23 protein-coding genes are annotated in these 24,283 nt (G+C 66.4%); 11 read left to right on the forward strand and 12 right to left on the reverse strand.

What is annotated here, in order from left to right; all coding sequences use genetic code 11:
* Nucleotides 1-10 precede the first annotated feature (10 nt).
* Nucleotides 11-334, forward strand: coding sequence for a YnfA family protein (locus HPA01S_RS02620; RefSeq protein ID WP_066266296.1), 324 nt, complete (start codon nt 11-13; stop codon nt 332-334).
* 529 nt (nt 335-863) lie between these two features.
* Entirely contained in the window at nt 864-1,133 is a 270-nt protein-coding gene (locus tag HPA01S_RS02625; RefSeq protein WP_066266297.1) for a hypothetical protein, read from the forward strand.
* Nucleotides 1,134-1,263: 130 nt separating this feature from the next.
* On the opposite strand, the gene HPA01S_RS02630 is transcribed toward HPA01S_RS02625, so the two are convergent.
* From HPA01S_RS02630 to iolG, 5 genes are all read right to left on the reverse strand, one after another.
* The gene (locus tag HPA01S_RS02630; RefSeq protein ID WP_066266298.1) at nt 1,264-1,512 is read right to left on the reverse strand and encodes a hypothetical protein; all 249 of its coding nucleotides are present in this window, start codon (nt 1,510-1,512) and stop codon (nt 1,264-1,266) included.
* Nucleotides 1,513-1,641: 129 nt separating this feature from the next.
* Nucleotides 1,642-1,887, reverse strand: coding sequence for a hypothetical protein (locus HPA01S_RS02635; protein WP_066266300.1), 246 nt, complete (start codon nt 1,885-1,887; stop codon nt 1,642-1,644).
* A gap of 185 nt (nt 1,888-2,072) precedes the next feature.
* Nucleotides 2,073-2,921 (reverse strand): MurR/RpiR family transcriptional regulator, encoded by an 849-nt coding sequence (locus HPA01S_RS02640; RefSeq protein ID WP_066266727.1) that lies wholly within the window; start codon nt 2,919-2,921, stop codon nt 2,073-2,075.
* A gap of 87 nt (nt 2,922-3,008) precedes the next feature.
* Nucleotides 3,009-4,043: a Gfo/Idh/MocA family oxidoreductase gene (locus tag HPA01S_RS02645; RefSeq protein ID WP_066266303.1), complete on the reverse strand. Its 1,035-nt coding sequence runs from the start codon at nt 4,041-4,043 to the stop codon at nt 3,009-3,011.
* A complete protein-coding gene (iolG, locus tag HPA01S_RS02650; RefSeq protein ID WP_066266306.1) occupies nt 4,040-5,071 on the reverse strand; it encodes an inositol 2-dehydrogenase in 1,032 nt (343 codons plus the stop codon). Before iolG ends, HPA01S_RS02645 begins: the two co-directional genes overlap by 4 nt.
* Before the next feature lie 240 nt (nt 5,072-5,311).
* Here iolG and HPA01S_RS02655 point away from each other — a divergent pair, with 240 nt between their 5' ends.
* The 9 genes from HPA01S_RS02655 to HPA01S_RS02695 all read left to right on the forward strand — a co-directional run bounded on the left by HPA01S_RS02655 (nt 5,312) and on the right by HPA01S_RS02695 (nt 16,682).
* Nucleotides 5,312-6,274 (forward strand): sugar ABC transporter substrate-binding protein, encoded by a 963-nt coding sequence (locus tag HPA01S_RS02655; RefSeq protein ID WP_066266310.1) that lies wholly within the window; start codon nt 5,312-5,314, stop codon nt 6,272-6,274.
* A 30-nt stretch (nt 6,275-6,304) separates the two neighbouring features.
* Entirely contained in the window at nt 6,305-7,879 is a 1,575-nt protein-coding gene (locus HPA01S_RS02660; RefSeq protein ID WP_218005316.1) for a sugar ABC transporter ATP-binding protein, read from the forward strand.
* Between the two features lie 29 nt (nt 7,880-7,908).
* Nucleotides 7,909-8,913 (forward strand): ABC transporter permease, encoded by a 1,005-nt coding sequence (locus tag HPA01S_RS02665; RefSeq protein WP_066266312.1) that lies wholly within the window; start codon nt 7,909-7,911, stop codon nt 8,911-8,913.
* Between the two features lie 123 nt (nt 8,914-9,036).
* Nucleotides 9,037-11,022 carry a bifunctional 5-dehydro-2-deoxygluconokinase/5-dehydro-2-deoxyphosphogluconate aldolase gene (locus tag HPA01S_RS02670; RefSeq protein ID WP_157084888.1) on the forward strand — a complete coding sequence of 662 codons (1,986 nt, stop codon included), beginning with the start codon at nt 9,037-9,039 and terminating at the stop codon, nt 11,020-11,022.
* Nucleotides 11,019-12,878, forward strand: coding sequence for a 3D-(3,5/4)-trihydroxycyclohexane-1,2-dione acylhydrolase (decyclizing) (gene iolD / locus HPA01S_RS02675; RefSeq protein WP_066266315.1), 1,860 nt, complete (start codon nt 11,019-11,021; stop codon nt 12,876-12,878). Before HPA01S_RS02670 ends, iolD begins: the two co-directional genes overlap by 4 nt.
* Nucleotides 12,875-13,921, forward strand: a complete 1,047-nt coding sequence (locus HPA01S_RS02680) for a substrate-binding domain-containing protein (RefSeq protein WP_084360410.1) — start codon at nt 12,875-12,877, stop codon at nt 13,919-13,921. Before iolD ends, HPA01S_RS02680 begins: the two co-directional genes overlap by 4 nt.
* A gap of 65 nt (nt 13,922-13,986) precedes the next feature.
* Nucleotides 13,987-14,910 carry a myo-inosose-2 dehydratase gene (gene iolE, locus HPA01S_RS02685; RefSeq protein WP_066266322.1) on the forward strand — a complete coding sequence of 308 codons (924 nt, stop codon included), beginning with the start codon at nt 13,987-13,989 and terminating at the stop codon, nt 14,908-14,910.
* Nucleotides 14,910-15,752 (forward strand): 5-deoxy-glucuronate isomerase, encoded by an 843-nt coding sequence (iolB, locus tag HPA01S_RS02690; RefSeq protein ID WP_066266324.1) that lies wholly within the window; start codon nt 14,910-14,912, stop codon nt 15,750-15,752. Before iolE ends, iolB begins: the two co-directional genes overlap by 1 nt.
* A gap of 480 nt (nt 15,753-16,232) precedes the next feature.
* A complete protein-coding gene (locus tag HPA01S_RS02695) occupies nt 16,233-16,682 on the forward strand; it encodes a GAF domain-containing protein (protein ID WP_066266326.1) in 450 nt (149 codons plus the stop codon).
* A gap of 86 nt (nt 16,683-16,768) precedes the next feature.
* Here HPA01S_RS02695 and HPA01S_RS02700 read toward each other — a convergent pair whose 3' ends face one another.
* From HPA01S_RS02700 to HPA01S_RS02730, 7 genes are all read right to left on the reverse strand, one after another.
* Nucleotides 16,769-17,941 (reverse strand): esterase-like activity of phytase family protein, encoded by a 1,173-nt coding sequence (locus tag HPA01S_RS02700; RefSeq protein ID WP_157084875.1) that lies wholly within the window; start codon nt 17,939-17,941, stop codon nt 16,769-16,771.
* Nucleotides 17,942-18,027: 86 nt separating this feature from the next.
* Nucleotides 18,028-18,504, reverse strand: a complete 477-nt coding sequence (tsaA, locus tag HPA01S_RS02705) for a tRNA (N6-threonylcarbamoyladenosine(37)-N6)-methyltransferase TrmO (protein WP_066266329.1) — start codon at nt 18,502-18,504, stop codon at nt 18,028-18,030.
* Entirely contained in the window at nt 18,501-19,334 is an 834-nt protein-coding gene (locus HPA01S_RS02710) for an ABC transporter ATP-binding protein (RefSeq protein ID WP_066266735.1), read from the reverse strand. Before HPA01S_RS02710 ends, tsaA begins: the two co-directional genes overlap by 4 nt.
* 11 nt (nt 19,335-19,345) lie before the next feature.
* Complete coding sequence (locus HPA01S_RS02715) at nt 19,346-20,368, reverse strand: FecCD family ABC transporter permease (RefSeq protein ID WP_370670978.1); 1,023 nt, start codon at nt 20,366-20,368, stop codon at nt 19,346-19,348.
* Between the two features lie 23 nt (nt 20,369-20,391).
* Entirely contained in the window at nt 20,392-21,411 is a 1,020-nt protein-coding gene (locus HPA01S_RS02720) for an ABC transporter substrate-binding protein (RefSeq protein ID WP_066266334.1), read from the reverse strand.
* On the reverse strand, nt 21,408-21,947 hold the full coding sequence (locus tag HPA01S_RS02725; RefSeq protein WP_066266340.1) for a DUF2478 domain-containing protein: 540 nt from the start codon (nt 21,945-21,947) through the stop codon (nt 21,408-21,410). The genes HPA01S_RS02720 and HPA01S_RS02725 overlap by 4 nt, the downstream gene beginning before the upstream one ends.
* Before the next feature lie 57 nt (nt 21,948-22,004).
* Nucleotides 22,005-24,050, reverse strand: a complete 2,046-nt coding sequence (locus HPA01S_RS02730) for a TonB-dependent receptor plug domain-containing protein (RefSeq protein WP_066266342.1) — start codon at nt 24,048-24,050, stop codon at nt 22,005-22,007.
* Nucleotides 24,051-24,283 lie beyond the last annotated feature (233 nt).

Genomic DNA, 24,283 nt, shown 5'->3' on the forward strand with positions numbered 1-24,283 from the left:
CACACCGACGGTGAAGACCCTGCTGCTCTACATGGCCACCGCCGTGGCCGAAATCGTCGGCTGTTACCTGCCGCTGCTCTGGCTGCGCCAGCAGGGCCCGGGTTGGCTCCTGTTGCCGGCCGCGGCGCTCAGCCTGGTGCTGTTTGTCTGGCTGCTCACCCTGCACGAAGCGGCCTCGGGCCGCGTCTATGCGGCCTACGGCGGCGTGTACGTGACGGTGGCGCTGGCCTGGTTGTGGTCGGTGGACGGCATCCGCCCCACCGCCTGGGACGCGGCGGGCGTGGCCGTGGCCGTGCTGGGCATGGCGATCATCGTGTACCAGCCCAAGGCCTGATACCCCGGCCACACCCGTACCGGCGACAGACGTAAAAAAGCCCGCCTAAGCGGGCAAAACCTCGGGGGGGAGGCTCACTCTCGCGAGTGACTGGAGATGATGTGTGACAGCGTGACTGGTCAGGAGACCGGCACAGCGCTGTGGCGGCTGTGCCAGGTCATGTGCCCGTTGCTCCTCTGGGCCTGCAAGGAGAGGCTGCGTTCGCTGCAAAGGGGCGGGTGCCGATGTTGCGTGAGGTGGGACAAGGTGGGCTCCTGTGTGTTGTGTTGGCGTTTGGGTGCCGTGAAGCCAGTGTCTCCGCTGGCCCGTGTGCGGCGCGTCGGAGCAAGCACCAACGGCTTGTAGGACAACGCCTGAGACGTTTGTAGGCCCCGGAATCCATGCCATGAGAAAAGCTTGCGGCGCAACCTGAAAAGCCTTGTGCAACCGTGGATGCCTGGCGTGCTCCCGGCGCCAAGGTGGGCCAGCGAACAGTCGTCGCAAACACCCGCTTCTATGCTGGAAGCCCTGTTTTCTCCGAGGTCACACCATGTCAACCGAACTCACACCCTGGTTCACGACCGAGACCAACGGCAACCCTGCCCGCGAGGGCGTTTACGAGACCACGGCCCTGGGCATTCCCGGCGAGAGCCATGGCGTGCTGCAGCACGGCTACCGCCACTGGGGCGCGCACCCGGACGAGCCGGGCTGGGGCGACTTCGGGTCCACGCCCGATGCCGCGGCCGCCGCCAAGGACCACCGGCCCTTCCTGCCGTTCACGGTGCGTCACTGGCGCGGCAGGACACAGCCCCCTGTTTGATGAGAGGCGGGAGGCGGCGCGCCGCTGCGCCATTGCACTGCCCGCCGGGGCTGACTGGTGCCGCGGCACCGGGCGTAAAAAAGCCCGCAAGATTGCGGGCGGTGGCAGTGAAGGTGGGGGTTGGGTGGCGTCATCTGGTGGGCTCGGGCGGTGCCTCGCGCATTTCGATCCAGTGCGTACCGAATCCGAACAACTCGTTGCCGGCGATGACCAAGGCCCGCAGGCCTTCCAGCCGCGCCGCATCCACCTCGCCCCACTGGCTGGAGGTGATGTCTTCCTTCTTGAGTTTGCTGACTTCGGGCGCACAGCAGATGCGCGCCATGTGCAGGGATTGTTCGGTTCTGGGAATGTGATGGTGCTCACTGGGCCGGGTGTTCATCTGCGTCTCCAGGGTCGTTGAGTCGAAGCACACCATCGCTGCGCAGCGAGCGCCTTTTTGTGCCTGCGCATCCAGACCTGGCGCGCGGCAACGTGAACGTGTGTCATTGGGCCGCTCGGGCGGCCATCTTCAGATCGTGGTCTGCGTGGCAGGGCGGGCGGTGGCCCGCTGACGTTTGCGCTGACTGTCGATCCCCACCATTTCCCATTGTTCAATCCAGTGCGAATCCACGCCGTGGTCACGGTTGCCGGCTTCACAGAGGGCCTCGAAGTCCTTGAGCGTGCTCGGATCGCAGGTGAACCACTTGGTTGAGGCATCCTGCCCGTGCTTGGCCACACGGGCGGTATCACTCCAGCACAGCCTGATCAGTCTCATGCTTTTCCTCGGCGTCGTTTCTGTGTTGCTGCAGATACGTAGGATAGTGAAAAAGCGCTATTTTTTCACTTCCTACTAAAAATGGGGGGTGAATCGTCGAAAAAAACGGGTGCCACACGTTCTAAAGCGCTAGCGATTTCCGGTGATATCACGTCGGTCTCCACGTCAGCGGCGCCAAAGGGCCATCAGGGCTTGGGCAGCAGTTCCAGCCGGTACGAGAGCGCGATGAACAGGCTCTGGGCCAGGCCGAAGACGCTGGTGAGCGAGCGGAAGCCAAAGGGTGCGTTCTCCTGTACCGTCAACACCACCTCGGACAGTTCGGCCAGGGGGCTCAGGCGGCTGTCGGAGATGGCGATCACACGCGCACCGGCGGCGTGGGCAGCGTTGACCACGGACAGCGTTTCCTGGGCGTAGGGCGCGAAGGAAATCGCCAGCATCACCTCACCCGTACGCAGGGCGCGCAACTGGCCTTCCTGCATGCTGCCGAGGCCTCCGACCAGCGTCACGCGCTTGTCGGTGTGCTGCAGCGAATACTCAAGATAGGCCGCCACCGGGTAGGAGCGGCGCATGCCCACCAGCCAGACCGCATCGGCGTCTGCCAGCAGTTGCACTGCGCGGTCCAGATCGGTTCGTTCCAGCGACTCCTGCAATTGCTGCATGCCGGCGATGCTGCCCTTGAGGAAGTCCTGCGCGATCTGGATGCTGGTCATCGGCGCGCCGACCTCGATCACGTCGCGGATGCGTGCCTGGTAGTTGCGGCCCGGTGCGATCTGTTGCGAGATCGCGGTGCGGAACAGCCGCTGCATTTCCGAGTAGCCGGAGAAGCCGAAGTGTTTGGCAAACCGGACGACGGCAGAGGGCTGCACGTTGCAGGCCGCGGCCACTTCCTGAATGCCCTCGATGCCCAGGTGTTCGCGGTGGGTTTCGACGTAGCGGCCGATCAGCTTGAGCTGACGGCTCAAGGACCCGTATTGGGCCGAGATCGCCGTGAGCAGCTGAGGGGCCGTGGTGGGGGGGTATTCGGTGACGATCATGGGGCAGGTCAGCATGCTGAAAAAACTTTTCTACCCATTCTAGAGTTCATGTCACCAGACTGCTGACGCCCCACGTGGCCCGCGCCCTCAGGGCTGCAGGACCCGTTCGACCTGCCCGCTGCGCAGCGAGCGGGTGATGGCTTGTCCGATGCGGCTGGCTTCGGTGGCATCGGCCAGCGTCAGCTCCAGCGCCGTCTCACCCCGGCAGGCGCTGACGAAGGCCGTCATCTCCTGCAGAAAGGCGTTTTCGAAGCGCTCGAAGAAGTCGGCCACGCTGGCGTGGTGGGTGCCTTGCGCGTCGCTGGTGACGAGGCGGTCGCGCGCGGCACCATGGCCGACCAGCAGCTTGCCGGCGGTGCCGATCACTTCGGTCTGCGTTTCGTGACCATGGGCGAAGGTGCGCGAGGCATAGAACGCCGCGCGACCGCCGCCTTCGAAGTCGACCAGCGCGAAACCGTTGTCGACGTCCTGGTGCTTGGCCAGGCCCGGGTGCATGGCGATGGTGCCGGTGGCGTACACGCGCTCGGCGCGTGGATTGCCCAGCATCCAGCGCGCCAGGTCGATGTCGTGCACGCTGCAATCCATGAACAGGCCGCCCGAGTGTGCGGCGTACTGCACGAAAAAGCCGGACGGGTCGTTCAGGTCACAGGTCTGCGAGCGCACGAAGAAAGGCTTGCCGATGGCGCCGCGCTGGAGCCGGTCATGTGCCTCGCGGTAGCTGGGGTCGAAACGCCGCACGAAGCCGACCATGGCCACCAGGCCAGGGTGGCGCGCGGCCACGGCCTGCACCCGCTCGCAGTCCGCCACGTCCAGCGCCAGGGGCTTCTCGACGAACACGTGTTTTCCCGCTTCCAGCGCCGCAATGGTCTGTTCGGCGTGCAGTGAGGTGGGGGTGACCAGCACGACGGCGTCGATGTCGGGGGACTGGATCATTTCCTCGAACGAGGTGGTGGTGCGCTCGACGCCCAGCCGTGAGCTGGCGGCCTCAAGTTCAGTGCGCACCGGGCTGCAGGCGCAGACCAGACGGGCGTCGCGGATGCTGTACGCGATGTTCTCTGCGTGGCGCCAGCCGAGCCGGCCCAGGCCGGCAATGCCGATGCGAAGCGGCGCGCGTGACGTCATGCTGCGGCTCCGCTGCGTGGCTTGGAAGATCCTTCGGCCGCATCGAGCTGCACGGCCTGGCCGGTGGCCAGCGACTGTGCGGCCGCGTCGGCGAGGCGCTGGGCGGCAACACCGTCGTGGATGCTCGTGCGGAATGCGCCGCCCGATTGCAGGGTCTCGAAAAAGTGGGCCAGTTCGCGTTGGTAGGCCACGCGATAGCGCTCCAGGAAAAAGGCTTCCGGGTTCGCGCCCGTGGTGCCGTTCGCGTCCATGTGCGTGACTTCGACCGGGCGCACGTTGCCCGCGGCGAGCAGGCCGGTGGAGCCCAGGACTTCGAGGCGCTGGTCATAGCCATAGGCGGCGCGCCTGGAGGTGTTGATCTGGCACAGACGCCCCGAACGCGTGCGGATGCTGACCACGGCGCTGTCGATGTCGCCGGCTTCGGCGATGGCGGGATCGGTCAGGCAGGCGCCGGTGGCGCTGAGCCACACCGCGTCGTCGTCCAGCATCCAGCGGAACATGTCGAAGTCGTGAATCAGCATGTCGCGGAACACGCCGCCCGACTGGCGCAGGTAGTCCACCGGTGGTGCGCCGGGATCGCGGCTGGTGATGATCAGCATCTCGGCCTTGCCGATGTCGCCACGCGCCAGCCGCTGCTGGATGGATTCGAAGGTGGGATCGAAGCGGCGCTGAAAGCCCAGCATGCAGGCCACGCCGGCCTGTTCGACGCTGGTCGCGCAGGCCAGCGCGCGCTGCGTCGAGAGGTCGATCGGCTTCTCGCAAAAGATGTGTTTGCCCGCCTGCGCGGAGCGCTGGATCAGGTCGCTGTGCGTGCTGGTGGGCGAGGCGATGACCACCGCGTCGATGGTCGGGTCGGCAAAGACCGCGTCGATGGATCGTGCCTGGGTGTTCAGGCGTTGCGCGAGCGACTCGGCCATATCCGGAGCGGTATCGCACACCGCGCTCAGCGTGATGCCAGCGAGCTGGCTGAGGTTGGTGGCGTGGATGCGGCCGATGCGGCCTGCACCCAGAACTGCGACGTGTTTCATGTTGGACAGATGGGTAAAGGAAGGGAACGGGATGAAAGAAAGGGCTAAGGGATTGCCCGGGATTTTCCTGATCCGTCGACAAAAACAGAATAGGGTTTTCACTTAGAAAAAAAACAGAAAAGATATTTCATTTTCGGGTGAGTCTTCTTAAGATGACGCTGCGTCGGATCGAGAAGGGGGCTGGTTGTCAAAACCGGTTCTGGATCCGGCGGACCATTCTTTTCAACAGGAGACAGATCCATGAAGACTCGTTTTTCCTTGCGCGCTGTGTGTGCTATTTGCACCGTGGCCGCGTCGACACTGGTTTCGGTCACGCCGGCCCACGCAGACAACGAACGTGTGGCGGCTTTGTTTCACAACATGGCCGAACCGTTCTTTGTGTTCATGAACCGCGAGCTGCAGGACGAAGCGAAGAAGCTCAACGTCAAGCTGACGGTGGTTGATGGCCAGGGCAGCTCGCCCAAGCAGACTTCTGATGTGGCCAACGCACTGACGCAGGGGGTGGACGGCATCATCATTGCGCCCACCGATGTCACGGCCATGGTGCCTGCCATCAACGAAATCCTGGCCGACAAGGTGCCGGTGGTGACGGTGGACCGTCGTGTCGATGGCGCGAAGACGCCGATTCCCCACGTGGGCGCCGACAACGTGGCCGGCGGGCGCATGCTGGCCGAGTGGGTGGTCAAGAACTTCCCCAACGGCGCACGCATCGTGTTCCTGACCGGCCAGCCCGGCAGCAGCTCCGCCATCGACCGTGCCAAGGGCGTTCGCGACACGTTCGCGAAGGCCGGTCCGAAGTACAAGATCGTGGCCGAGCAGACCGCCAACTGGGCACGCGACCAGGGCCTGACGGTCACGCAGAACATCCTCACCTCGCTCAGCGGCAACCCGCCGCAAGTGATCCTGGCCGCCAACGACGACATGGCGCTGGGTGCGGTCGAGGCGATCCAGTCGGCGGGCCTGACCAAGGCGGGCATCAAGGTGCTGGGCTATGACGCCGCGCCCGATGCACTCCGCAAGGTGCGCGATGGCGAGATGGCTGTCACCGTCGAACAAAGCCCGGGCAAGCAGATCCGCACCGCGCTCCAGTTGCTGGTGGGCCAGCTGAGGAACAAGACGGCAATCCGCTCTTCCGCGATCGAACCCGTGTTGATCACCTCGGACAACCTGTCGGCAGCGGCGCGCATCGGCGAAGTGAAGTAACACCGACCGACGAGGCCCGTTTAAGGAGTCATGATGGAGAGCCCGTTGTTGAGCGTGCAGGACATCTGCAAATCGTTTCCCGGCGTCAAGGCGCTGGGCGGTGTGCAGCTTGAGGTCCGCCGCGGCGAAGTGCACGCGCTGTTGGGAGAAAACGGCGCTGGCAAGTCGACCTTGCTGAAGATCCTGTCCGGTGCGCAGGCGGCCGATACAGGCAGCATCGTGTTTGACGGCCAGACGCTGAGCGCGTCCGACACGCCGTTGCAACGCCAGCAACGCGGCATCGTCACGATCTACCAGGAGTTCAACCTCCTGCCGGGTCTGACGGTGGCAGAAAACCTCTTCATCGGCCGCGAGCCTCTGCGCAACGGGCTGATCCACTGGGCCCGGCTGTTTTCCGAGGCCGGTCGCATCATTCGCGACCTCAACGTCGACCTCAACCCCCGGGACGAGGTGCGAACGCTCAGCGTGGCCAAGCAGCAACTGGTCGAAATCACTAAGGCCATGACGCTGCAGGCCAAGCTGATCATCATGGACGAACCCACGGCCGCGCTGAGCGGTCGTGAGGTGGATCAACTGCTCAACATCGTGCGCGACCTGCGCGCGCGCGGGCTGAGCATCATCTACGTATCGCACAAGCTCAACGAAGTCAAAGCCCTTTGCGACCGCTATTCGGTGTTCCGCGACGGCCGCTTTGTCACCTCGGGTGCGGTCGCTGACGTGAGCGTCAACGACATCGTGAAGCAAATGGTGGGGAGGGAGGTCGTGGGAGCGAAGCGGAAGCCCCCGGACAGGCTGGGTGAGGTGGTGTTGCAAGTTGATGGCATCACGCGCACCCGGCCTGTCGCGGGGGTGAGCTCCACGCCGCTGAACAACCTCTCGGTGCAGGTGCGCGCGGGTGAAATCGTCGGTTTTGCCGGCCTGGTGGGTGCAGGTCGTACCGAACTGGCCCGCGTGATCTTCGGCGCCGATCCCTGCGACTCGGGCACGGTGCGCGTCATGAACCGGCGCCTCATCCTTCGCTCCCCTCAGGACGGCATGCGCGCCGGCATCATGCTGGTGCCCGAAGACCGCAAGCAGCAAGGCTGTTTTCTCGCCCACTCGATCCGCCAGAACATGACGCTGCCCAGCCTGGGCCGGTTGTCGAAGCTGCGCTGGTTCGTGGACGAATCGGCCGAGACCCGGATGGTGGAGGAATACCGCCGCAAGCTGTCCATCAAGATGGCCAGCGACAAGGTGATGATCGGCACCCTTTCCGGCGGCAACCAGCAGAAAGTGCTGCTGGCGCGCTGCATGGCGCTGCACCCCAAGGTGCTGATCGTTGACGAGCCCACCCGCGGCATCGACGTGAGCGCCAAGGCCGAGGTGCATCAGGTGCTGTTCGACATGGCCGAACAAGGTGTCGCGGTGATCGTGATCTCGTCGGAGTTGCCCGAGATCATGGCCGTGAGCGACCGCATCGTGACTTTCAAGAACGGTGCCATCACCGGCTCCGTGCCGGCGCACCAGGCCACCGAAGAACAGCTGATGAGCCTGATGGCACTCGGTATCGAGCGCCCGTTGGGCATGCTCAGGCAGCTCAGAACCGTGCAGCCACTTGCCGCATGAACGTTACAGACATATCCAGGGGACAACACATGACCGATATCACGGCACGCGCGAACGCGACTCAAGAGGCGAAGTTCGATCTGGTGGGCTTTCTGGAGCGCTATGGCGTTCTGCTGTTTCTGGTGCTGCTGGTGGTGCTCTTTGCAACGCAGAACCCCCGCTTCATCTCGATGCGCAACGTCTCCAACATCCTCACCGAGGTGTCCATCTACGGCATCATCGCGGTGGGCATGACCTTCGTGATCCTGACCGCCGGCGTGGATCTGGCGGTGGGCTCCTTGCTCGCCTTCGCCGCCATGTGCGCGGCCACCGCGGTGGTCGCGCTGGGGGTGGATTTTCCCTACGGATGGCTGGTGGCCTTGATCACGGCCTGCGCCGTCGGCACCGCGGCAGGCTATTTGCACGGCAAGACCATCACGGCGCTCAACGTGCCACCCTTCATCGTGACTCTGGGGGGCATGACGATCTGGCGCGGAGCCACCCTGATCCTGAACGACGGTGGCCCGATCTCCGGCTTCGACGAAGGTTTTCGCTGGTGGGGCCGCGGCGATGTGTTCGGCCTGCCGGTGCCGGTGCTGGTGTTCCTCATCGTCTGCCTGGTCGGCTACATCACCCTGCGCTACACCCGTTATGGCCGCTCGGTCTATGCCGTCGGCGGCAACCCGGAGGCCGCGCGCCTGTCGGGGCTGAACGTGAAACGCATCGTGGCCAGCGTGTACGTCATCGTCGGCCTGCTCGCCGGGCTGAGCGGCTTTCTGCTGGCGGCGCGGCTGGGCTCGGCCGAAGCGGTGGCGGGCGTGTCGTACGAATTGCGCGTCATCGCTGCGGTGGTGATCGGCGGCACCAGCCTGTTCGGTGGCCTGGGTGGCGTGGGCGGCACCATCATCGGCTCCCTGCTGCTGGGTGTGCTGCTCAACGGCCTGGTGATGATGAACGTCTCGGCCTACTACCAGCAGGTCGTGATCGGCGTGATCATCGTGATCGCGGTGGCCTTCGACACCTACGCCAAATCGCGCCGCGGCGCCAGGCACTGACACCGGCAACAGCTGCTAGAGCTTGCCATGCGACACCCTGATCCGACCCATGCTCCGCCTCGCGCCGGATGCGTGTGGCCGTTGTGTATCCGTCCGTCCTGAACCACCATGTCCAAGAACCACCTGTATCCGTTCTCCATTCCCGCTGGTCGGCGTTTTGACCTGGCCTGCCTGGGCCGGCTTGCCGTCGACCTGTATGCACAGCAGTACGGCAGCCGCCTGGAGGACGCCACTAGCTTCTCCAAGTACCTCGGTGGCAGTTCGGCCAACATCGCCTTCGGCGCGGCGCGCCTGGGGCTGCGCGCCGCCATGGTGTCGCGGGTGGGCGACGAGCAGATGGGGCGCTTCCTCATCGAGAGCCTGCAACGCGAAGGTTGCAACACCTCGCAGGTGCAGATCGACCCGGACCGGTTGACCGCCCTGGTGCTGCTGGGCCTGAAAGACCGCGACACCTTCCCGCTGCTGTTCTATCGCGAGAACTGCGCAGACATGGCGCTCGACGCGGCCGCCATCGACGCCAGCTTCATCGCCGACTGCCGCGCCCTGCTGATCACCGGTACCCATCTGAGCACGCAGGGGGTGCTGGCCGCATCGCGTTTCGCGCTGGAACACGCTGCGCGAAACGGCGTGCTCCGCGTGCTCGACATCGACTACCGGCCGGTGCTGTGGGGTCTGACGAAACGAGGCGAGGGCGCCAACCGCTTCGTCGCCGACGCTTCGGTGACGCATCGCCTGCAGGCGATGCTGCCGCAGTTTGATCTGTTGATCGGCACCGAAGAGGAATTCCTCATCGCGGGCGGTGTGCCGAACGACCTGATGGCCTCGCTGCGCGCGGTGCGCGCGGTGACACCGGCCGCCATGGTCGTCAAGCTCGGTGCACTGGGCTGCTGCTTCATTCCGGATGCGGTGCCCGAGCGCATCGAAGACGCCACCACTGTGCGTGGCGAACGGGTGGAGGTGCTGAACGTGCTCGGCGCTGGCGATGCCTTCGCGGCCGGCTTGATGACCGGCCTGTTGCGCGGCATGCCGTTCGAACAGGCCGCGCGCCTGGCCAATGCCTGCGGTGCCATCGTGGTCTCGCGCCACGGTTGTTCCGACGCCATGCCCACACCGGCTGAGATCGACCACTGGATGGCCGGCGATCGCCTGCCCAAAGTGGATGCCGATGCCGGGCTGGCGCACCTGCACCGCACCACGGTGGCGCGGCATGCCTGGCCCTCGCTCGCGGTACTGGCGTTTGACCATCGGGCCCAGTTCCTCGAGCTGGCGCAACAGGCCGGGTGTGACGAAGCGCGGCTGCACGAACTCAAGCGGCTGCTGGTCACTGTGGTTGAACGGGTGGAAGCCAGCCATGCGTTGCAAGGCCGGGTGGGCGTGCTGATCGACGGCACCTACGGTGTGGACGCGCTGGCCGCGGCCACCGGACGGGGCTGGTGGGTGGGTCGCCCGGTGGAGCGCCCCTTGTCGCGTCCCCTGCGTTTTGACGGCACCGCCTCGGTGGCCTCGCAGTTCGTGCACTGGCCGGCCGAACATGTCGTCAAGTGCCTGGTGTATTACCACCCCGATGACGCCAGCAGCCTGCGGGTTGAGCAGGAAGAGCAACTGCGCACGCTGTGGGAAGCGACCCGTGCCAGCGGCCATGAGCTGCTGCTGGAGATCATTCCACCGCGCGATTCGTTGCCGGCGGCAGACGGCACCATCTCGCGCGACGAGGCGGTGCTGCGCACCATCAGCCGGCTGTACAACCTGGGCTTCAAGCCCGAATGGTGGAAGCTCGCTCCGCTGCACCCGAGCGCGTGGGACAGCCTGGCGGAGCTGATCGCCCAACGCGATCCGGCCTGCCGGGGCGTGGTGATCCTGGGCCTGAACGAACCGATGGAATACCTCGTGAAGAGCTTCGCGGGCGCGACCAATCCGGTCGTCAAGGGCTTCATGGTCGGACGCACGTTGTGGGCCGACGCAAGCCTGCGCTGGCTCAAGGGCGAACTCGACGACGAGGGTCTGGTGTCCGATGTGGCGCGCAAATTCAGCCTGCTGGTGGAGGCCTGGGGCGATTCACGCGCGCCAGCCGTCACCGGCGCGCCAGCACCTCTGCAGGTGACCGCATGAGCACGACGCGTATCACCATGGCCCAGGCGCTGGTGCGCCATATCGCTGCACTGCGGGTGGAAACGGCAGACGGCAGCGTGGTGCCTTATCTGGGTGGCGTGTTCGCCATCTTCGGCCACGGCAACGTCGCGGGCCTGGGCGAAGCACTGGCGGCCGAACGCGATGCCTTGCCGACCTACCGCGCGCACACCGAGCAGGGCATGGCCCACGCCGCCGTGGCGTTTGCCAAGGCGAATTTCCGCCGCCGCATCATGGCGGTCACGACCTCCATCGGGCCGGGCGCCACCAACCTGGTCACCGCCGCCGCCATGGCGCACGTCAACCGGCTGCCACTGCTCATGTTGCCGGGCGACGTGTTCGCCTCGCGTGCACCCGATCCGGTGCTGCAGCAACTGGAAGACTTCCACCACGGCGACCTGAGCGTCAACGACTGCCTGCGTCCGGTCACGCGGTACTTTGACCGCCTCATGCGGCCTGAGCAGCTGCTCACCGCCTTGCCGCGCGCGCTGCAGGTCATGACCGACCCGGCGAACTGCGGGCCGGTGTGCCTGGCCTTGCCGCAGGACGTGCAGACCGAGGCCTTCGATTGCCCCACGGCCTTCCTGCAACCCGAGACCCTGCGTTTTCGCCGCCTGCCTGGGGATGCCTGGGAGCTGGAACGCGCGGTGGACTTGTTGCGCCGCGCGAGCAAGCCGCTCATCGTGGCTGGCGGCGGGGTGCTCTACAGCGGGGCCTCCGCATCTTTGGCCGAGTTCTCGAAACGCTTCGGCATTCCGGTCGCCGAAACCCAGGCTGGCAAGGGCAGCCTGGCCTGGGACCATCCGCTCAACCTGGGGGCCATCGGTGTCACCGGCTCGCCCGCAGCCAACGAAGCCGCAGCGCAAGCCGACCTGATCCTGGCCGTGGGCAGCCGCCTGCAGGATTTCACCACCGGGTCCAACAGCCTGTTCGCCAACCGGCCTGTGCTCGGCATCAACGTGCAGGCGCTCGATGCCGCCAAACACCATGGCGTGACGGTGGTGGCCGACGCGCAGCTGACCTTGCAGCACCTGCAGCAGTTGCAGGGCCAATGGCTCGCCGATCCCGCGTGGACCACACGAAACCGCCAGAGCGCCGATGCCTGGCGCGAACGCGTGACCGCGCTGACCCGCGCTGCGCCACCGCAGGATGCGCTGCCCTACGACGCGGAAGTGATCGGCGCGGTGCGCGACTCGGCTGCCGACTCGCCACGCAACGACATCGTGGTGTGCGCCGCCGGCACCTTGCCGGCCGAATTGCACAAGCTCTGGCGCGCGGGCGTACCGGGTGGCTACCACATGGAATACGGCTACTCCACCATGGGCTACGAGATCGCCGGAGGCCTGGGCGTCAAGCTGGCCTGTCCCGACAAGGAAGTCGTGGTGATGGTGGGCGACGGCTCCTACATGATGCTCAACTCGGAGATCGCCACGGCGGTGCTGCTGGGCAGAAAGCTCATCGTGGTGGTGCTGGACAACCGGGGTTATGGCTGCATTCACCGCCTGCAGCGCGCCACCGGTGGTGAACCCTTCAACAACATGCTCGACGACTGCGTGCCCGAGGGCGGCCAGGCGAGCAACATCGACTTTGCTGCGCACGCGCGCAGCATGGGCGCGCACGCCGTGCATGTGCCGGACGTGCAGGGCTTGCGGGCCGCGCTGGCCGAGTCACGCGCGTCGGATCGCACCTCGGTGCTGGTTATCGACACCACGGCCGAACGCCATACCGGTGACGGTGGCTGCTGGTGGGAGGTGGCCGTGCCGGAGGTGTCTTCCCGTGCCGAGGTGCGTCAGGCGCGCGAGCGTTATGCCTCGGCCAAAAAGGTGCAGGCGAGATGAAACGCGAGCCATCGCAGACTAGACGCCTGCTGCTTGCAGGCGCTCTGTCGGCTGCGTCGATGGCCTGGGCCGATGACGCACGCGCGCCGCTGCGCATGGCCTTCGTGAGCCACGCACCAGACAGCGATGTCTGGTGGAACGTGGTGCGCAACGCAATCAAACATGCCAGTGAGGATTTTGGTGTCGAGGTCGACTACCTGAATCCGTCGGACGGCAGCATTGCCGGCATGGTGAAAATTCTGGATGGCCTCGATGCCAGCCGGTATGTCGGGGTCATCTCCACGATCGCGGACTACGCCAAGCTCAGCCCAGCGTTGATGGCCTTGCGCGAGCGCAAGCTGCCCCTGATCACCGTCAACTCGGGCTCGGAAGCGCAGAGCGAGAGCGTGGGCGCGATCCTGCACATTGGCCAGCCGGAGTTCATTGCCGGCAAAGCCGCTGGACAGGAAATGGCGAAGCTGGGTGCCCATTCCTTCATCTGCTTCAACCACTACCCGTCCAACCCCGCGGCAGCGGAGCGCTGCGAAGGCTTTCTGGCGGGCCTGGGTGAGCAGGGGCGCATGACGGTGGTGCCGCTCACCGGCGATGGCGCCGGCAACCAGGCCACCGTGGCCGCTGCGTTGCAGAAGACACCAGGCGCTGACGTTTTTCTGGCACTGGGACCCACGTCGGCGCACCCCGTGCTCGCGGCCTCGCGGCTTGTGAAGTCTGGCAAGGTGCCGCCGCTGGTGTCCTTCGACATATCGTCCGACATCGTGGAGGGCATCCGCAGCGGCTCGGTGCTTTTTTCGATTGACCAGCAACCGTATCTGCAGGGTTACCTGTCGATCGCCCTGATGGCGCAGGTGGTGCGCTGGCCAAAAGGCACCAGTGTCATGGCATTGAAGATGGCGGTGTACAGCAATGCCGTCCTGCACCAGCGCATGTCCCGGTACGGTTTGTCGCTGCGCAGCGGCGATACCCGCCACGTCCACTCCGGGCCGGGATTTGTCAACCGGATCAACGTCGACAGGGTCGAGCGCTTCAGTGGCCAGTTCCGGTGACATCCGCGCCCTGAACCGCACACACGAACAACACATACACATACATACCAAAAAGGAGTTTCCTCATGTCTTGGAACGTCAGAATCGGCATCAACCCGCTGTCCTGGATCAACGACGATTTGCCGTCGCTGGGTGCAGGCACCGCACTCGACTCGATCCTGAGAGAAGGGGCGCAGATCGGTTATGCCGGCTTCGAGCTGGGCAGCAGCTTTCCCAAAGACCCGATGGTGCTGCAGCGCCGGCTGGCGGAGCACGGCCTCGCCTGTGTGTCGGGCTGGTACTCCGGCACACTGGCGACCGGCCAGCTCGACAGCGAAATCGAAAACTGCGAGGCGCACATGGAGAAGCTGCGCCTCAACGGCTGCGATGTGGTGGTCTACGGTGAGGTCGCCGGCTCCATCCAGGGCCAGCGCGGCACCGCACTGAACCGCCGCCCCAGCTTCCTGCACGACGGGCAATGGAAGGAGTACGCGCGAAAGCTCAACGCATTTGGCGAGCACCTGAGCGTGAAGCACGGCATCACGCTGGCCTACCACCACCACATGGGTGCGTACGTGGAGACGCCCCGGGATGTGGACACGCTGATGGCGCTCACCGATCCCGCCTGCGTGGGTCTGCTGTTCGACACCGGCCACGCGTTTTTCGGCGGCGCGGAAAAGCCGGCCGACCTGCTGCGGCGGCATGTGCACCGGGTGGTGCATGTGCACTGCAAGGACGTGCGGGTCGACATGGTGCGACGTGCGCGCAACGATGGCTGGTCGTTCCTCGACAGCGTGCTCAATGGCGCCTTCACCGTGCCGGGCGATGGCGGTATCGACTTTGACGAAGTGCTCACCGTGCTGCACGACGGGGGTTACCAGGGCTGGCTGGTGGTCGAGGCCGAGCAGGACCCTGCGGTGGCGCCCAGTTACCGCTATGCCAAGAAGGGCTTCGAGACACTGCGCGACATCGTGGCCCGGCTCAACGCCAGGACGGCGGAGGTGGTTTGATGGCACGCAGCCCGCTTCTGGTCAAGGCCGCGCCGCAGGGGCGCACGGTGGTGGAGGTGACGCCCGCGTCGGCCGGTTGGCAGCACGTGGGTTTCCGGGTCTTGCGGCTGAGCGCGGGCGAACAGGAAACACTGCACACCGGTGATCGTGAACTGTGTCTGGTGGTGCTGACCGGCACCGCCCAGGTGGAGGTGGACGGTGTGCCGTATGCCGACATGGGCACGCGCGACAGCGTGTTCGATCCCGTTGCTCCGGCGGCGCTCTTTGTGCCGGGTGGTTGCCAGGTGACTGTGCAGGCCAGCCGCGCTGCGGAAGTGGCGCTGTGCAGCGCGCCGGCGGGGCCGACGCAGCGCCAGGTGCGCCGGCTCGACCCGGCGGGCATGACCCGGTCCGAGCGCGGCAAGGGCAGCAACACGCGCTACATCTGCGACATCTTGCCGCACAACGACCCGACCGCCGCCCACCTGCTGGTGGTGGAAGTGGTGACGCCCGCCGGCCATTCGTCCAGCTACCCGCCTCACAAACACGACCGCGATGCGCTGCCGGAAGAGACGCAGCTCGAAGAGACCTATTACCACCGGGTTGATCCGCCACAGGGCTTCGCCTTCCAGCGCGTGTACACCGACGACCGCAGCCTGGACGAAGCCATGGCGGTGGAGAACCACGACACGGTGATGGTGCCGCGCGGCTACCACCCGGTGGTGGCGCCACACGGCTACAAGCTGTACTACCTGAACGTGATGGCCGGGCCCGGGCGGCAGTGGGTTTTCAAGAACGACCCGGCGCACGAATGGATGTTGCAGACCGCTGCATCACCGCGGACCGACGTGCCGCAGGCTTGAACCGCTTGCAGGCGGTGAAGGGCGCCAACGCCGCTGCCCCTCACATCGCCACGGTGGGTGCGGTGAACCGTCACGAAGAGGCTGCGAACACAACGTGTACGAGCACCTGTCGGCGCAGTCCTACACCGGGCATGGCGCCTGGCCTACGCGTTGTTGCCGGGGCGTGACTACCATCACCTTACCGCTGGTCCTGACGGGTACAAAGTATCGGGACACCAATTCCGGATCCCCGCCAGCGAGCGGGGATTCTTTTGTTCTGAAGTGCTCGGGTCGGCCTGTGTTGACGCAGATCGTCCCCGGACCGTCCTTCTTCCTGTTGCCTTTCGCCTCGGCGCCTTGATGGACACCGGCGCGGGCACTTGCACGGAGGCGGCGTCCGGCAGGGAACGGCGACTCGGCGGGTAATATCGGTTTGCTCCATCCAACCTAGAGGCCGCCATGCGTCAACACTCTGCACGTCTCGAACGGCTCAAGCATTTGATGATTCTGGAGACCGCTCCGGAGACCGCCTACGACGATCTCACCCGCGCGCTGGCGAAGGGGCTGGATGTGCCGATTGCGATGGTCAACATCCTGGACGAGCACCGCGACTGGTTCAAATCCGTCGTCGGGCTGCCATTCACCGAGTCACCCGCCACCACCTCGTTCTGTGAGGTGGTCCTGCACAGTGGTGATGACGTGGTGGTGGCCGAAGACACCACCGCAGACCCCCGCTTCGCGGCACACCCGCTGGTGGTGGGCGCACCGCACATCCGCTTCTACGCTGCGGCGCGCCTGGTGGTTGACGGCGAGACCATCGGCACCTTGTGTGCCTACGACATGCGACCCAGGACGGTGTGCCCGGAGAAACTCGCGGAACTCAAGCTGCTGGGCGACGCCGTGATGGCGCTGCTCCACGAGCGCCAATCGGCGCCCGGCACGCTGATGTGAAAGAAAGAAGCCCGCTCGATGGCGGGCTTTGGGGGCTTCGCGGCTTCGTGGGGCCGGTGCTCATACGAGCACGAACGGACGGACGCTCAGCGTTGCGGCGTGCCCTGGCCGGGCCGCACTTCAAACGCCATGAACAGCGTTGACTGCAGGGGCGAGAAGTTGTTGTCCGAGACCAGCAACAGGCTGCGATGTCCGTTGGACAGGGGTGGCCCCCAACTGAGACCTTCCATGTTGTCGAGCCGCACGCCTTCGTGTGTGATGGGCATCTCCAGCAGCAGCCTGCGGCTCATCGGCTGGTAGCTGGTATTCACCAGGCTTTTGAGATCGCTCACGTCCGTAGTGTCCGGCTCGATGCGGGTGAGCACGAGGCGGATGGTGTTGCCCACGCCGTCTGCGTACGCGCGCTCCAGCGCGATGAACTCGGTGTCTGACACCGCCAGCAGCTCGGTCAGCCCGTTGTCGGGCGGGAAGCGGCCAGTCGGCGCCTGGTCCATCGGGATGCGCGGCAGCGCGTAGGCGTATTGCGCCACGGCTTGGCCGCTGGCCGGGTCGAGCTTCAGCACGCGCAACACGCTGCCGGCGTGCAGACTGCTGGTGGGGCCGTCCTGGATCAGCGCGTCTTCGTTGGCGGTGAACACCGTGCCATCGGGTGTGCGTGCCAGGGCCTCGAACAGCTTGTTGCTGCGCCCGCCCGACGTGGTGTTGTCGACGTAGTGGAAAGCCGGGGGAATGTCGAAGGCGCGCACGAAGCTGCCATCGGTGCGGAACTCGCGCACGAAGGGCTGGAACCGTGCGCCCGGTGTGGCACTCCAGTTGCCCTCGCTGCTGATGTACAGGTGGCCGTTGGGTGCCAGCCGGATGCCTTCGGGGTCGACGGTGCGTGCCGCGCTGGACAGCACCTCGCCGTCCGGCCCCCGCAGGTAAACCATCTTCTCGATGTTGACGTTGTGGAATGCGTTCAGGTCAAAGCCAATCTGCAGCGCGTAGAAACGCGGCGTGCCGCGTTCGCCACCCCGGTCGTCCGAGATGGCCCAGTAGCGGCCATCGGGCGCGCGGTCGATGCCCGAGATGCCACCGAACTCCACGCCGTCGAACAGGGTGCCGGTCGGGATGGTGTACATACCGATCAACCGCAGGGAGCCGATGGTGTCCGGCGCATCGTCCTTGCCGATGGCCGCGCCGCTGCCCAAGGCCAGTGTGAGCATCAGCGCAATGCCGGCCAGCCTGGTCGTAAGAAAGCCCGCGTGATGAATCCGCATGGTGGGGAGGCTCCGGTGCAAAGTCCCCACGTTAAAAAGCTTGCATGACGGTCTGGTGTCGGTCGCCGCAAGCCCCTGCCGAGCCCTCATCCCATGCGATTGTCCGCGCGCACACCGGCCACCGCGTCGATGCGACGGGAGAACCAGCCGATGCGCTGCGTCTCGCGTGCATCGAACCGCGGCACGTAGGGTTTGATGTCCAGCACCGGTGTGCCGTCCAGCATGTCGCTGCCGGTGAAGTGCAAGACCGTGCCTTCAACACGTTCGAGTCTCACGACGGACAGGCCGAGGCGGTTGGGCCGTGTCGGCGCCCGGGTGGCAAACACGCCGTGTGCGACGTCGTCCAGGAAGGGCACGACTTCCAGACGCTCCTGCGTCACGCGGTGCAGGTGCGTGATGAGGATCAGGAACTCGAACCCCTCGATGTCCTTGAGCCCCGGTGCAAAGGCCGGCAACAGCTCGACGCGCCCGGCTTCGTCGGGCACCGCCGCGGTCTGGATCGGCATGCCCACCGGGTCCAGAAAACGGCTTCGCACGGTACCGATGGCTTGGCATTCGATCATGGTGTGTCCTCCAGTGGGTCCCGGGTTGCATGGGACTCTTGCAGCTCGGACCACGCGCGTGGCATCCGGTCGCGCAGTTGCCGGGGTGTCACGCCGTACAGCTCGGCGAGCCGGTGTGCCGTGGCGATCTCGGCCACCGGGCCCGGCCCGCTCATGCAGCCCGCGTGCAGCAGGGCGATGCGGTCGGCCACGGCCAGGGCGTGCTCGGGCTGGTGGGTGGACAGCAGCACGGCCATGCCTTCGCCGCGCAGGCGCTGGATCTGATCGAGCACGCGTTGCTGGTTGCCGAAGTCCAGGCTGGCCGTGGGCTCGTCCATGATCAGCAGGCCGGGTTGCTGGGCCAGTGCGCGCGCGATCAGGGCCAGCTGGCGTTCACCGCCGCTGATTTCATTGAGCGAGCGCTGCGCGAGTTGCACGATGCCCAGCAACTCCATGCAGTGTTCTGCAAACGCGCGGTCGGCCGCACCGGGTTGGGCCAGCAGCGGCAGGCGCGCGGCGCGGCCCATCAGCACGGTGTCGAACACAGTGTAGGGAAACACACTGGCGCCGGCCTGGGGCACGTAGCCGATGCGTTGCGCCAGCGCGCGGCGCGGCCATTGCTGCAGCGGCTTGTGGTCCAGCGTGAGCTCACCGCCCAGCGGTGGCAGCAGTCCCAGCAGGGTACGGAACAGGGTGGTCTTGCCGCCGCCGTTGGGCCCCAGCAGGGCGATGATTTCGCCCGGTGCCATGTCCAGCGTGAGGCCCTCGGCCACCACGCGGCGGCCGTGACCAATGCGCAGGTCGCGCGCCTGCAGCGCAATCGGCGTGCGGGTGCCGGGCGTGTCTGGCATGCCGGTGTGTGTCATGCGCGCCGCCCGCTGCGTGCCAGCAGCCAGAGGAAACAGGGCGCGCCAACCAGCGCGGTCACCACGCCCAGGGGCAGCTCCATGCCGGTGGTGTTGCGTGCGAGCGTGTCGGCCAGCACCACGAAGCCGGCCCCCAGCAGTAGCGCCACTGGCAGCAGGCGGCCGAAGTCGGGCCCGACCAGCAGGCGTGCGGCGTGTGGCACCACCAGCCCGACCCAGCCGATGATGCCGGTGATGGAGACGGCGGCCGCCGTCATCAGCGTGGCGGCGGCGATCATGAACAGGCGCATGCGGCGCACGTCCACACCGAGCGCCAGCGCTTCGTCGTCGCTCAGGCTCAGCAGGTTCACGCGCCAGCGCAGCAGCACCATGGGCAACAGACCCGCGAGCAGCAGCGGCGCGGTGGTGAGCAGGTCACCGCGCGTGACCGCACTCAACCCGCCCAGCAACCAGAAGGTGATGGACGCGAGCTGCGTGTAGGGGTCGGCCAGCACCTTGAGCAGGGAGATGCCCGCACCCAGCAGGGTGCCGACCGCGATGCCGGCGAGCACCAGCACCAGCACCGGCTCGTGCTGGCGCACCGCAGCGGCCACCAGCCACACCGCGGCCACCGCGAGCATGCCGCCGCTGAAGGCCAGCACCTGCACCAGCAGCACGCTGCCGCCAAGGAAGATGCCCAGCGTGGCACCCAGGCCCGCACCCGCCGAAACGCCCAGGATGTCGGGCGACACCAGCGGGTTGCGGAACATGCCCTGGTAGGTGGCACCCGCCGCTGCCAGCGCCGCGCCGACCAGTGCGCCGGCCAGCACCCGTGGCAGGCGCACCTCCCAGACCACCGTGTGGACCGCTTCGGACACCAGGGCGCCGTCTGCCGGCGAGAACGGCCTGGCCAGCGCCTGCCACAGCTGCAGCAGCGTGAGCGGGTACTTGCCACTGGTGAGCGCCAGTGCCACCGCCACCAGGCAGAACAACAGGGCCGCCGCGATGGCCGTGGGGGTGGACAAGGTGCGTTTCGGCACCGCCGGCACGGTGGCTGCGGCGCTCACGGCAGGGCGCCCGCCGGCAGGGGTGCCGCGTCTGGTGTGCCGTAGAACAACCGGTAGAACGCACGTGCCTCGGCTTCGGCCGCCGCTGTCGGGGGCTGCTGCGCGTAGAGCACCGAGAGCAACCAGCGCAAGCCGAGCAGGCGGTTGATGCCGGGCGGGCCGTCGATCCAGCCGAAGGGCAGGTGCGGCACCTGCCACACGCGGCCTTCACGCACCGCGTTGATGCCACGCCAGCCGGCGTTGCCGCGCAACCGCTCGGCCAGGCCGGCTTGCTGCGTGAAGATCACGTCGGGGTTCCAGGCCAGCAGCTGTTCCATGGAGACACGTCCGACGCCGGACGCACCGGCTGCGGTGGCGACGTTGTGCGCGCCGGCGTACGCCAGCAGCTCGGCGTTGATGGAGCCGGCCCAACCGGTCTCCAGTCCGTCGGCACCGCGCGCAAGGTAGGCCCGTGGTGGCGCGGCGCGCTGCTGTTCGCGCTGTTGTTGTGCCATGGCCAGCACGGCGTCGGCGTGGGCCGCCAGTGTTTCGCCGCGCGCGGTTGCGTCCAGCAGCCGGGCGGTCTCGCGCAGCTGTTGCGCGCTCTGGCCGATGCGGCCGTCCACCAGCACATACGGAATGCCGGTCTGCCGGGCGATGCGTTCGGCGGCGGAGCGGTGGTGGTCGTCCACGCTGCCGGCGTCGACGATCAGGTCGGGCTGCAAGGCGAGCAGGGCTTCGATCGACACCGTGCTGCCGCGGCCCGACAGCCTGCCGGTGCTGGGCAGCCGGGCCAGTTCGGGGGCGAGCATGGCGCGCGCTTCCGGCGGCAGGTTCTGCGGCCAGCCCAGCAGGCGGTCTGGCACCAGCGCGGCGAGCAGCACCGCGGCCGGCGGCCCGGCGGCAAACACGCGTTGTGGATTCGGCTTGACCGCACGGCCGTAGCGCGAGATGAGGGACTCGGTGGGCGCGGCGGCGCCCGCCCATGGCAGCCAGGGCAGGGTGGCTGCCGCTGCCAGCAACTGGCGGCGTTTCATGGCGCGGCTTTCGCGGTCTGCAGTGCGCTGCACTGCGTGTGCCACCACGCATCAAGTGCCTCGGCCTCAGGTGGCAGGGCCAGTGCCCAGCCACCCGAGAAGTGTTCCCAGGCCTGCTGATGGCGGCGCGCCACCGCGGTGATCAAGGGGATGCCGGCCTGCACCACGGCCGCGATCTCGTCGGCCAGGCCCGAGCCTTCCGCTTCGAGCACACCGAAACGGTTGGCGATGATGAGGTCGGGCTGTTCGTCCAGTGCGCGGCGCAGCACCACGCTGGCGGCGCTCACCCCGGCCGGGTTCAGGCAGCAGGCGCTGGAGCCGCTGCCCAGGTTCTGGGAGATCAGGTAACGCTCACCGAGCTCGATGTCGATCAGCTCCATGTGGTGGTAACAGACCGAGCGCTCGGCCGGCTCGGGGTTCTGCACCAGGCCGCGCACGCGCCAGCCCTGGGCACGCGTTCGCGCCGCGAAGTCGCTCAGCAACTGGTTGGCGATGCCGGGTTCGTCGTGCACGATCGCGGCCAGTGGCAATTGCATGGTGGGGTCCTCTTGTGTGGGGAAGCGCCTGCACGGTGTGCCGTGCAGGCCGCGGTTTCAGAAGGGCACGTTCAGGTTGACGAAGTAGTTGCGCCCGGCCATGGGATAACCCTCGCTGTGTTCGTACAAGCGGTCGAAGAGGTTGCGCACGCCCGCTTCCACCCGCATGTGGTTGGCGAAACGATAACCCGCTTTCAGGTGATACACCGCATAACCCCGGGCCACCTGGCTGCCGTCCGACGAGGAGAGGCGCTCGGAGGTCGCTTCACCGCTGGCGCCGAGATCCCAGGCCGCGTTGATCTTCCAGTTGGCGGTCAGGAAGAGTTTGTGGCTCGGCGTGTCGGTCGGGCGCACGGCGGGCGCGCTCAGGTTCTTGCGTTGCAGCAAGGTGTAGTTGCCGCTGATGCCGACCGGGCCCACGTCACCCTGCAGGCCGACTTCCAGGCCGGTGTTGCGTGCCTTGGCCACGTTCTGCGGCTGGTCGCAGGTGGCGTTGTTGCAGCCGGCCTGTTGGGGAATGCGCACGGTCTGGATGGAGTTGCGAACTTCGCTGTGGAAGACCGCGGTGTCGATCAGCCAGCCGGTGCCGGCGAGCGGGCCCGAATAACCGATCTCGTGGTGCAGCGCGCGTTCGGCCTTGAGGTCGGGGTTCGGGATCACCGTGCCGAAGCGGGTCGAGTAACGCTCCATCATGGTGGCGAAACGGCTCTTGTCGGCGAGCGTCACACGCACCTGGCCGTCCGTGCCGACCTTCTGGAACAGGCCGATCTGCGCGTTGGCCGCGCTGTCGTCACCCCCCGGCTCGTTGTACAGCGTGGCCACCGTGGGCGATGCCGCGTTGGTGCCGAAGTTGCGCGTGGCCAGGCTCTTGCGTGTGGTGTGCGAAACGCCGCCCACCAGGCTCAGGCGGTCGTTGATGGCGTAGGTGTTTTCCAGCGCCAGCGACTGCGTGCGGTCCTTGAAGAAAGTCCATGGCTTGCCCGGATCGATCGAGCGGTGCACATCGTCCTTCAGGTGGTATGCCACCTGCAGGCGGTTCTGGCTGCCGAGGCGGAAGTCACCCTCCACCGACAGTCCGGTGGAGTCGTCGTCGTAGCGGCTCGGGAAACCCGTGGCCACGCCGCGCACAACACCGTTGGTGTAGGTGTGGCCAACCAGCGTGTTCTTGAAGGTGTCGTGGTACACGCGGCTGCGCAGCACGTGTTCGCCCACGCGGGTGCTGCTGGTGAAGTAGGTGCTGGTCTTGTCCCACTGGGGCCACTGCCACCAGCGCGCGCGCATGCCGGAACCGCTGCCGGTCAGCGGCAGCGTGCCGGCGTAGGTGGGCTGGCCTTTCTCGCCGCGCTGGTCCAGGTAACCGAACACGTACTCGTCGCTGGCGTTGGGTGTGAGTCCGATCTTGAAGCTGAGCTTGTCGTCCTGGCGCGCGCTGTTGAGGCGGCGGCCTTCGCCCTGTTGCACGTTGCGCGGGCGGAAGCTGTCGGGCAGGTCAAAGCTGTTGGTCTTGAGCTGCGAGACGCCCACCTGGTACCACCAGTTCTCCTGTTTGCCGCCGAGGTTGGTGTAGACGCGGTGGTTGTTCATGCGGCCACCGTCGCTCAGGCCGATGCCCATGCCGACCTCACCCTCGAAGGCCTTGACCGGGCGGCGTGTGATCAGGTTGATCGCACCACCGAGCGCGTTGGGGCCGTAGATCAACGAAGAGAAACCCTTGGCGATCTCGATGCGCGAGAGGTCGAAGGTGGTGAAGTGTGCGAGGTCGATGCGGCCGTCGTAGGGAATGTAGGTCGGGATGCCGTCGACATACACCGGCACCTGCAGGCGGTCAAAGCCGCGCACGTACACCACCTGTTCACCGCGTGCCCCGGCGTAACCCAGGCTCACGCCGGGTGCCAGGTCGAGCGCACTGCCCACGGTTTCGCGGTTCTGTTCGCGCAGGGTTTCACCTTCCAGCACCACGCTGCCGGTGGGCGCGGCGTCCGAGCCGGGGGCGCTGATCTTGATTTCACCGAGTGTGAACACACCGGTCTGCGGCTGCGCCAGGGCCACCGGAACGGCCCCTATCTGAGCCAGCAGGGCGGCGAGCAAGCACTTCTTCTTCATCGTCTGTCTTCCTTTGTTTGCGCGTGTCTGAGCGCTTTGTTGTCGGTATCGAGCGATGTATATAGTAAAACATAACGAACGTTTGCTTGCACGTGGGCTTTGAAGTGCGCCCGGCGCCGTTCGGCTGTGGCTGTGGCTGTGGCTGTTGTGGAAGTGCAGTGCGCATGCGCGAACGCGTGCTGTGCGTGGTGCTCCTGCAAGGCGGCACCTGCAGCGTGTGCGCCGGTTCATGG

The sequence above is a fragment of the Hydrogenophaga palleronii NBRC 102513 genome (assembly GCF_001571225.1).
Taxonomy (GTDB): domain Bacteria; phylum Pseudomonadota; class Gammaproteobacteria; order Burkholderiales; family Burkholderiaceae_C; genus Hydrogenophaga; species Hydrogenophaga palleronii.